The following is a 9,303-nucleotide window of genomic DNA, read 5'->3' as shown; positions in this document are numbered from 1 at the left end:
ATGGTGCGACGAATCGATAGTCACACGATCATCTTTTTTCGCTTTACGCTTGCCTTCTTTCCAATCAGCATGTTGTTTTTGTAACGTGACCATCATTTCTTTTAGGTCTTTGTCTTTAATTTCAACAACAGGTGTTTCAACTGATAATTGATCTAACTCTTTTAGTTCAACTTCTGGATATACTTCGAAAACGGCAGTGAATTCTAGATCTTCACCAGCAACATCTTTCGTTAAATCGAATGATGGCATGCCAGCAGGTGTAATTTTTTCTTGGATAATGGCTTCATAGAAATGACGCTGCATTAAATCACCGGCTACTTCTTGACGAACGGATGCGCCAAAACGTTTTTGTAATACTTTCACTGGCACTTTACCAGGACGGAAACCGTTGATACGTTGTGTTTTTGCTAATTGTTGTAAACGTGCTTTAACTGCATCATCTACAGAAGCTGCAGGAACGGCTACCGTAACACGGCGCTCTAAACCTTGAGTCGTTTCGACTGAAACTTGCATTATTCTACCTCAACTGTGCGCATCATGCGCGGTTAAATCGAGCTGTTCTGTATATAAATATTTATATACCAGAGCCCAGACCCATTATAAAAGACGGCGTATTATACAGTTATGTAAAGATTTAGTACAGAGGTAATATTAGATGAATTTAAGATGGTCGGTGAGATAGGATTCGAACCTACGACCCCTTGGACCCAAACCAAGTGCGCTACCAAGCTGCGCCACTCACCGATCTTAAAGTTTTATTAGATAGGACTCTAATAAATGGTGCGGAAGGAGAGACTTGAACTCTCACGCCGTGAAGCACTGGAACCTAAATCCAGCGTGTCTACCAATTCCACCACTCCCGCATTGCCCGAGAGAAAAGTTTCTCTGGTTAACTTGACCAACAGCGAAATGGGGTGGACGATGGGGTTCGAACCCACGACCGCCGGAATCACAATCCGGAGCTCTACCAACTGAGCTACGCCCACCATTGTTATTCGCCGTTGAAAGCGGTGCGCATATTAAGTTGATAGGCATCAAGTGTCAAGATTTAATTATCAAAATTCTAGATAAAATTAAGAATTAATCGTCATGTATTTATCTATTCGCTATGCGCTGTAATCCATGGGCATTAATTTGATAGTGGTGTTCGGCATTTTTTATTGTTTCTTGACGATGAGCAATCTGGATTTGTGTCATACCTAAGTGTTTAATTTGACTGATAATCGCTTGTTCAGTTTCTTTATCCAAAGCACTTTTCGCTTCATCTAAATATAGAATATGAGGGCGCTGATAAAGTGCTCGAGCGAGTAAGATACGTTGAATTTGTCCACCAGATAATTGCGCCCCGAGTTCGCCTATAAGAGTATTTATTCCCATAGGTAATCGATTAACCATGTCAAGTAATTGGCATTGTTCTAATATCCTCAGTAACTCTTTATGCTTAGGTTCTTCATCAAACAAGGTGATATTTTCTTCAATGGTCCCTGCTAGCAATAAATCATCTTGCATCACTGTAGCGATTTGGCTTCGATAAGCCACTAGACCAAGTTGAGTAATATCGACACCGTTGTATCTAACACATCCACTTGTTGGTGCAATTAGACCTAACATTATCTTTAACAAGGTGGTCTTCCCACCACCAGAAGGGCCTGAAATCACGACTTTTTCACCGGCATTAATAGTCAGGTTAATCTGATTCAATATAAGATCCTCAGAGCCTGGATAATGAAATGAGACGTTATCCAACACCAACTCGCCTGAGGTATCTGCTCTCGAGTCATTATTATCTTTAGCAAGGAAAGTCTGATTTAATCGGTGATAAGGCAAAGCCCTTTGGGCCGTTAAATTAGGTTGAATCGGCGTATCAATAATGTCACCTAATCGTTCTAAATGCATTCGCAGCATTTTAAAGGCAATACCTTGCTCGACTAAATTAGCGATACGTTGGGTAAACATTGTTTTGTAGGCAATAAAAGCAATCATCATCCCGATAGAAAGGCTTTGATCCATCACCATGATTGTTGCCACCATAATAACCATGATGTTTTCAAAACCAAAAATGAGTTTGTTGATTGTTTCAAATCCGATATTCCAACGGCTTAATTCAATACCTGCATTGACGGCATTCACATAATCATTTGCCCATAACTGTTTTCGTCTAGCGGTTTGATTAAACAAGGTGATCGTTTGGTGTGCACGTAAACTTTCAAAAAAAAGCGTATCCGCTTTGGCATTGTATTCAAGTTGACATAAAGTGGCTTGACGAAGTGGTTGAAAAAACACCCATCGCAGGATCCCATATAACAACATAAAACCAACAACAATCAACGTTAACGTCCAACCATAAAGTAACATTACACCAACAACACTGAGCACCATGATCCCGTCCACTATTGTTTCGGTAATACCAGCACTGATGCGCTCATTAATAGCATTAACAGAGCCAAATCGAGACGCAATATCACCTAAATGCCTATTTACAAAGTACTCATGTGGCAGTTTTAACAAATGACTCATCACATTATCACTCAAGCTCACGGCTAAAAATGATGTAAATCGCGTAATAATCCAGCTTCTAAGGACATTGACCATTGTGGTAAATATCAATACCCCACTAAAACCAAATGCCAATGTGAACAGCATACTTTTATCAAAAGTCAGTAACACTTCATCCATGATCCATTGTAGGTAATACGGTGTTGATAATGACAACAATTGCAGGGTGATACTTAGCATACCTATTTGCCATAAAGCAGAACTAAAGCCATTAGACCCAGCCCACAAATCCCTTAAGTGAATATCTGTATCCGTTTTATTCGGGGTAAATGATAGCGTTGGCTCGATGCTTAACGCGACCCCTGTGAAATGCTTAGAAAGTTGAGCTAATGAGAACACCTTTGAACCGGAGGCGGGATCATGAATATGAAATGTCTGTTTTTTAATTTTTGTTAAGACGACGAAATGCTGAAGATCCCAGTGTAAAATACAAGGTAGTGTTAGTGATTCTAACTCATCAATTTCGCATTGAAATGCACGCGCAGTTAGCTCATTCAACTCAGCCAATTGGCTCAGCTGAAGCAAATTCATACCCTGCAAACTATAGTTATTTTGCACACATTGTTGACGTATTTTCGACATACTTAGCATATTGCCATAATGACCACTAATCATAGCGATGCATGCAGGACCACATTCTGATGTTTGTTGCTGTAGGATCAGTGGTGTCGATGATGGCCAATTAAATGACAGTTGACTGAACATACTTTACCCCCTATCAGCGAAAGTACGATTCAATTTAAGCCACATTTTTTGCCATAACGGGTACTGCTCAATGACAATCAATGCGGTGAATTCCATACCGCTCGTTAAGATAATTTCTTGAGCACTTTTGTTAGTCTGCCACACTTCAGGGATCGCTACTTGAGCATGTATTCCATTCGGCTGTGTTTGGAATGATGGTTTATCAATACTTGTTATGGTGCTTTGCAATTGCCCGTAAATTCTATGAGGGTAGGACTTCATTTGTAAGTGAACTAACTGATGTATATTGATATCAGCCGTTGCAACACTCGGGATCACTAGGCGCCCCACTAACTCTCCGTGTTCGGGCACTATTACTGCTAACTTTTGTTGATTAAATATGGTCGCGCCTTCGTTCAACACAAGTTGTGTGATAACGCCGTCTTTAGGTGCCGTAATCATAGTTGAAGTTTGAAATTTTAAGGCTTGAAGTTTTGTACTGTTTTCAACTAAATGCCCTTCTATATTAGCGAGTTTTTCGTCCCTTTTACTCACTAAATCGACTAATTGTTGTTTGAATAGTGCTAGTTGAGAGCCTCGCTCTATGAGCGATTGCTCAATCTGTAATATTCGGCTTTTAATCCCTCTGAATTCTACTTGGTGCTGTTCCACCTGGTGATGACTAACAATGCCTTTATTCAATAACAATATCATGCGCTGACCTTGCGCCTGTTGAGCGAGATGATCAGCATTCAGTAACACCAGCTGCTCGTTTAAGTTATTAATCACACGTCGAGTATTGTCGGCTGATTGTTTAAGGTATTTTTTCTCTGCAATAAAAGTCACATCAATATTTTTTTGTTTGTTTAACAAATGTGTTTGAATCGTATTGTATTGAGTCTGTTGTAACTGAATATCTGCGGGAGTAAAACCTGACGTAGGCTGCATATTGACAGTAAATAATGCCTGTCCTTTCACTACTGTTTGATTAGAAGTGACATGAATATCAGTTATTATACCTTGGTATGGACTCACTATCGAAAACTCACCTTGCGTATAGTGTGTAACACCTTGTATTGCTTTTGTCTGTTCATATTGACGCGTTAATACCCATGTCGTTAACAGTACAAACACCCCACAAGATAACCATACTAAGCAAGTTAAATGACGACTTGGTGGAATCAAATGGTTACCAATCACGACACGTTTGCGTGCATCGACTGCTGCCTGTCTAAATAATCCCATAATGATACGCCTCAAATTAAACTGAATTACGATGAGGTATATCTGTATATTAGGTATTTAGCGAGTAAACCTAGTCGATAGGCAAGGTTAAACAGTTCTTCATCCTGCCGAAAAAGCATATAATTAATCGAAATTCGTTCACTAAATTAAATCTAGGTCTGAAAATAAATGGCGAGGACGGCAGGATTACCTCGGGCTTCCTGCCCTCGTCCCTTTGGGATGTGCTACACACAGTTCAACATGCTCCAGGCATGTTGTCGACCTGCTTCGCAGATTCTTCATCCTGCCGAAAAAGCATATAATTAATCGAAATTCGTTCACTGAATTAAATCTAGGTGTGAAAATAAATGGCGAGGACGGCAGGATTACCTCGGGCTTCCTGCCCTCGTCCCTTTGGGATGTGCTACACACAGTTCAACATGCTCCAGGCATGTTGTCGACCTGCTTCGCAGATTCTTCATCCTGCCGAAAAAGCATATAATTAATCGAAATTCGTTCACTGAATTAAATCTAGGTGTGAAAATAAATGGCGAGGACGGCAGGATTCGAACCTGCGACCGTCTGCTTAGAAGGCAGATGCTCTATCCAGCTGAGCTACGCCCTCGCAATGGGCATATAATGGATATGCTGGGAAATAATGGTCGGTGAGATAGGATTCGAACCTACGACCCCTTGGACCCAAACCAAGTGCGCTACCAAGCTGCGCCACTCACCGACTAAGGTGGCGCATATTACCGATTTGACTGTTTGAGGTCAATTTATTTTTTGGCAATTTTTCTCACATGTGAAACAATGTACCATATTCATCTTTTATTCAATCAAGGTTTTTCATGCAAGCTCACCTCATTGATGGCAAGGTCATCGCAAAGAATGTTCGTCAAGATGTCGCTGAATACGTCACTGGCGCAGTCGCCGCTAAAAAACGCGCACCAGGATTAGCGGTAGTATTAGTTGGCTGCGATCCTGCTTCTCAAGTTTATGTGAATAACAAACGTAAAGCGTGTGATGAAGTGGGTTTTGTATCAAAAAGCTACGATTTACCTGCTACAACTGAACAAGATGAACTTTTATCACTCATCGATACCTTAAACGCTGATGAGACTATTGACGGGATTTTAGTTCAGTTACCCTTACCTGCTGGGTTAAATGCTGAATTGATTTTAGAGCGTATTGATCCACACAAAGATGTCGATGGATTCCATCCATATAATATTGGGCGTCTTGCTCAGCGTATTCCTGCTATCCGTCCATGTACGCCAAAAGGTATCATGACGATGATTGAGTCGACCAAACGCAATATTAAAGGACTTGATGCAGTGATAGTTGGCGCATCTAACATTGTCGGCCGACCGATGGGACTCGAATTATTACTTGCTGGGTGCACTGTCACTACCTGTCACAAATTTACTCAAGATTTGAAAAGCCATGTTCAGCGTGCTGACTTACTCGTCGTCGCGGTGGGTAAGGCAAACTTTATCCCTGGTGAATGGATTAAGAAAAATGCGATTGTAATTGATGTTGGCATTAACCGTTTAGAAGATGGCTCGTTAGTTGGTGATGTTGAATTTGATAAGGCCGCTGAAAATGCAGGTTGGATTACGCCAGTGCCTGGCGGTGTAGGGCCAATGACAGTGGCGAGTTTAATCGAGAACACTTTGGAAGCTTACGTCAAGGCTCATTCTTAAGTGGCAGATCCTCAGGTAAAGTTGCAAATTATCGAGTCAATCAAACATTGGCTCGAAGCGATTGTGATTGGACAGCAATTTTGTCCTTTCGCGCAAAAGCCCTTCATCCAAGAAACCATTGCTTATCATGTCAATGACTCTAAAGACTGGGCACAGATTCAAAAGGACTTTACCGCACAACTACATCACCTTAATGACAATCAAGATATCGAAACCACATTATTTATTTTAGATTGGCAAGCGCTTGATTTTTATGATTATCTCGATGGCTTGATGTTATTGCAACAGACCTTAGAGAATGAAGGATTTGAAGGTGTATTTCAAATTGCGAGCTTTCATCCTGACTATCAATTTGAAGGAGAAAAAGCCTCCTCTCCCAGTCATTTTACGAATCGTGCACCCTTGCCTATTTACCATATTTTACGTGAAGACAGTCTGACACAAATTCTAGATAATATGCCTAATGCGCATACTATACCTGAAGATAATATTGCCCGTACACACGAACTGGGCACTCAGTACTTCACCGATATACTCAAACAGGCACACGCTAAGTTACCTCGGTAACTTCTTCCTATGAGTAATCAATCAGCTGCCAACCAATTATCCATTGAATGTCATCCCATTGGTGAGATGATAACTCCTTTTACACAAAAGTTTGGGATCCCCAGACAGTCATCAGGTTTAACAGCTATTCCAGGTTATATTAAGATGTTTCCTCCGTATGATGATATTAATGGTTTTAGGGGAATTGATGACTTCTCACACTTGTGGATTATGTTTCAATTTAATCAGAGTATTGGCACGACACACACCTATTCTCCACTCGTTCGTCCTCCACGTTTAGGTGGAAATGAAAAAATCGGTGTATTTGCGTCACGCAGTAGCTTTCGACCGAATAACATAGGTCTATCCAAAGTCAAATATTCACACATTGAGCGGGTTGATGGCGAAACTCGCTTACATATTTTAGGTGTAGATTGCTTAAGTGGCACTCCGATCTTAGATATCAAGCCTTATGTAACTTATGCTGATAATGAGCCTGATGCACAAAGTGGGTTTGCAGATAACGCACCCGTTCCCACATTAATAGTCATATTCGCTGAAGATGTGTTAACTCAGTTAGACACCTGTAACCTGCCTGAGACGCACACCAAGTCCTCATTATTGGCACTCATTGAACAAGTCATCGCCTTTGATCCTCGCCCTGCTTATCATCAAAAACCTGATTACCAAGCACAAAATCCAAATAAAACCTATCACATCCGGCTCTTTTACCTAGATATTGAGTTCATTATCGAAAATAATAAACAAGCTCATATTATCAACATTCAGGCATAAAAACCGGAAGCATAGGGCTTTAGTCCTGATGATCTTGTGCTAGAATACGCCCACAAATTTTGAGGAAATCATTGCCATGCGCACAAGCCAATATTTATTATCTACGCAAAAAGAAACCCCAGCAGACGCAGAAGTCGTCTCACATCAATTGATGTTACGCTCTGGAATGGTCAGAAAAGTCGCATCAGGCTTGTATAATTATTTACCAACAGGCTTACGCGTACTAAATAAGGTAGCGAACATTGTGCGCGAGGAGATGAATAAAGCAGGTGCAATTGAAATCCAAATGCCTGTAGTACAACCGGCTGATCTTTGGGAAGAATCAGGACGCTGGGAAGAATATGGTCCTGAATTATTGCGTATAAAAGACCGTCATCAACGTGACTTTGTGCTCGGCCCAACACACGAAGAAGTGGTTACAGCACTAGTTCGTAATGAAGTATCTAGCTATAAACAGCTCCCATTGAATTTATACCAGATTCAAACTAAATTTCGTGATGAAGTGCGTCCTCGTTTTGGGATCATGCGTGGTCGTGAATTTTTGATGAAAGATGCTTATTCATTTCATTTGAGCCAAGATTGCTTACAAACCACGTACGATAAAATGTTCCAAGCATACTGTAATGTGTTTGAACGTATTGGCTTAGAGTATCGTCCGGTCATTGCTGATAATGGCTCAATTGGTGGCAGTGGTTCACATGAATTTCATGTATTAGCAGATTCAGGTGAAGATGATATTGCCTTTTCAAATGGCTCTGATTACGCTGCAAATGTAGAAATGGCAGAGGCACTTGCTCCAGAGTCTCAAGGAAATGGCTCACAAGACTTAACCAAAGTCGCTACTCCAAACGCCAAAACAATTTCTGAAGTCAGTGCATTATTAGGCTTACCCGAAGACACTTCTGTCAAAACGTTGATCGTTTTAGGCACGCCAGCAGAGGATGGTTCTCAAGGTTTAGTCGCATTAGTATTACGAGGTGACCACGACCTCAATGAATTGAAAGCTGAAAAACATCCTCTGATCGCAAGTCCTTTTGCCATGGCCGATGAAGAGGCAATTAAAGCGGCTATTGGTTGTGGTGTTGGTTCAATTGGTCCTGTAGGTCTTGAATTACCAATTATTGTTGATCGCAGTGCTGCAGCATTAGCTGATTTTGTCTGTGGCGCAAATACTGATGATGTGCACTATACCGGCGCTAACTGGTCGCGTGATGTACCTGAATACGAAGTATTCGATTTACGTAATATCCAAGCTGGCGACCCTTCACCATGTGGCCAAGGCACTATTGAAATTAAACGTGGGATTGAAGTTGGTCATATTTTCCAATTGGGCAACAAGTATTCTCAAGCCATGAACTGTGGTGTCTTAACTGAAACGGGTAAGCATGAAACATTGACCATGGGTTGTTATGGTATCGGAGTGTCTCGTATTATGGCAGCTGCAATTGAGCAAAATCATGATAAATACGGGATCAAGTGGCCTGATGCGATTGCACCATTTACTATCGCGATCATTCCGATGAATATGCACAAATCCCACCGCATCAAAGAAGTAGCTGAAAAGCTCTATGAAGAGTGTCTTGCACTGGGTGTAGAAGTCCTGTTTGATGACCGTAAAGAACGTCCAGGTGTGATGTTTAATGATATGGAATTGATTGGTGTGCCACATAGCATTGTTATCGGTGAACGTAACCTAGATAACCAAGAAGTGGAATATAAAAACCGTCGAACGGGTGAAAAGAAAATGCTTAATATCGCCGATTTAAGTGAGTTTATTGGTAATTTATAAACT

At 41.0% G+C, this 9,303-nt stretch carries 7 protein-coding genes and 5 tRNA genes; 4 read left to right on the top strand and 8 right to left on the bottom strand.

What is annotated here, in order from left to right:
* From G2999_RS10355 to G2999_RS10320, 8 genes are all read right to left on the bottom strand, one after another.
* Positions 1-513, bottom strand: a 513-nt coding sequence (locus G2999_RS10355) for a trigger factor (protein ID WP_010181367.1), incomplete at its 3' end; no start/stop codon positions are given.
* A gap of 154 nt (positions 514-667) precedes the next feature.
* Positions 668-744: transfer RNA gene (locus G2999_RS10350), tRNA-Pro, on the bottom strand.
* Between the two features lie 34 nt (positions 745-778).
* Positions 779-863: transfer RNA gene (locus G2999_RS10345), tRNA-Leu, on the bottom strand.
* 47 nt (positions 864-910) lie between these two features.
* Positions 911-986 (bottom strand) — tRNA-His (locus tag G2999_RS10340).
* 109 nt (positions 987-1,095) lie between these two features.
* Entirely contained in the window at positions 1,096-3,261 is a 2,166-nt protein-coding gene (locus G2999_RS12360; protein ID WP_010181365.1) for a peptidase domain-containing ABC transporter, read from the bottom strand.
* Between the two features lie 3 nt (positions 3,262-3,264).
* Positions 3,265-4,485 carry an HlyD family efflux transporter periplasmic adaptor subunit gene (locus tag G2999_RS10330; protein WP_010181363.1) on the bottom strand — a complete coding sequence of 407 codons (1,221 nt, stop codon included), beginning with the start codon at positions 4,483-4,485 and terminating at the stop codon, positions 3,265-3,267.
* 527 nt (positions 4,486-5,012) lie between these two features.
* A tRNA-Arg gene (locus G2999_RS10325) sits at positions 5,013-5,089 on the bottom strand.
* A gap of 34 nt (positions 5,090-5,123) precedes the next feature.
* Positions 5,124-5,200, bottom strand: a tRNA-Pro gene (locus G2999_RS10320).
* 115 nt (positions 5,201-5,315) lie between these two features.
* On the opposite strand from G2999_RS10320, the gene folD reads away from it, so the two are divergent.
* From folD to G2999_RS10300, 4 genes are all read left to right on the top strand, one after another.
* On the top strand, positions 5,316-6,170 hold the full coding sequence (gene folD / locus G2999_RS10315; protein ID WP_010181338.1) for a bifunctional methylenetetrahydrofolate dehydrogenase/methenyltetrahydrofolate cyclohydrolase FolD: 855 nt from the start codon (positions 5,316-5,318) through the stop codon (positions 6,168-6,170).
* Positions 6,171-6,737 (top strand): DUF1415 family protein, encoded by a 567-nt coding sequence (locus G2999_RS10310; RefSeq protein ID WP_010181337.1) that lies wholly within the window; start codon positions 6,171-6,173, stop codon positions 6,735-6,737.
* A gap of 9 nt (positions 6,738-6,746) precedes the next feature.
* Complete coding sequence (gene tsaA, locus G2999_RS10305) at positions 6,747-7,511, top strand: tRNA (N6-threonylcarbamoyladenosine(37)-N6)-methyltransferase TrmO (RefSeq protein ID WP_010181335.1); 765 nt, start codon at positions 6,747-6,749, stop codon at positions 7,509-7,511.
* Positions 7,512-7,587: 76 nt separating this feature from the next.
* The gene (locus G2999_RS10300) at positions 7,588-9,300 is read left to right on the top strand and encodes a proline--tRNA ligase (RefSeq protein ID WP_010181333.1); all 1,713 of its coding nucleotides are present in this window, start codon (positions 7,588-7,590) and stop codon (positions 9,298-9,300) included.
* Positions 9,301-9,303: the final 3 nt, after the last annotated feature.

The sequence above is a fragment of the Glaciecola sp. HTCC2999 genome, from assembly GCF_000155775.1.
Taxonomy (GTDB): Bacteria; Pseudomonadota; Gammaproteobacteria; order Enterobacterales; family Alteromonadaceae; genus Opacimonas.
The sequence above is the reverse complement of the archived record's forward strand: the minus strand, read 5'-3'. Positions and strand labels throughout refer to the sequence as shown.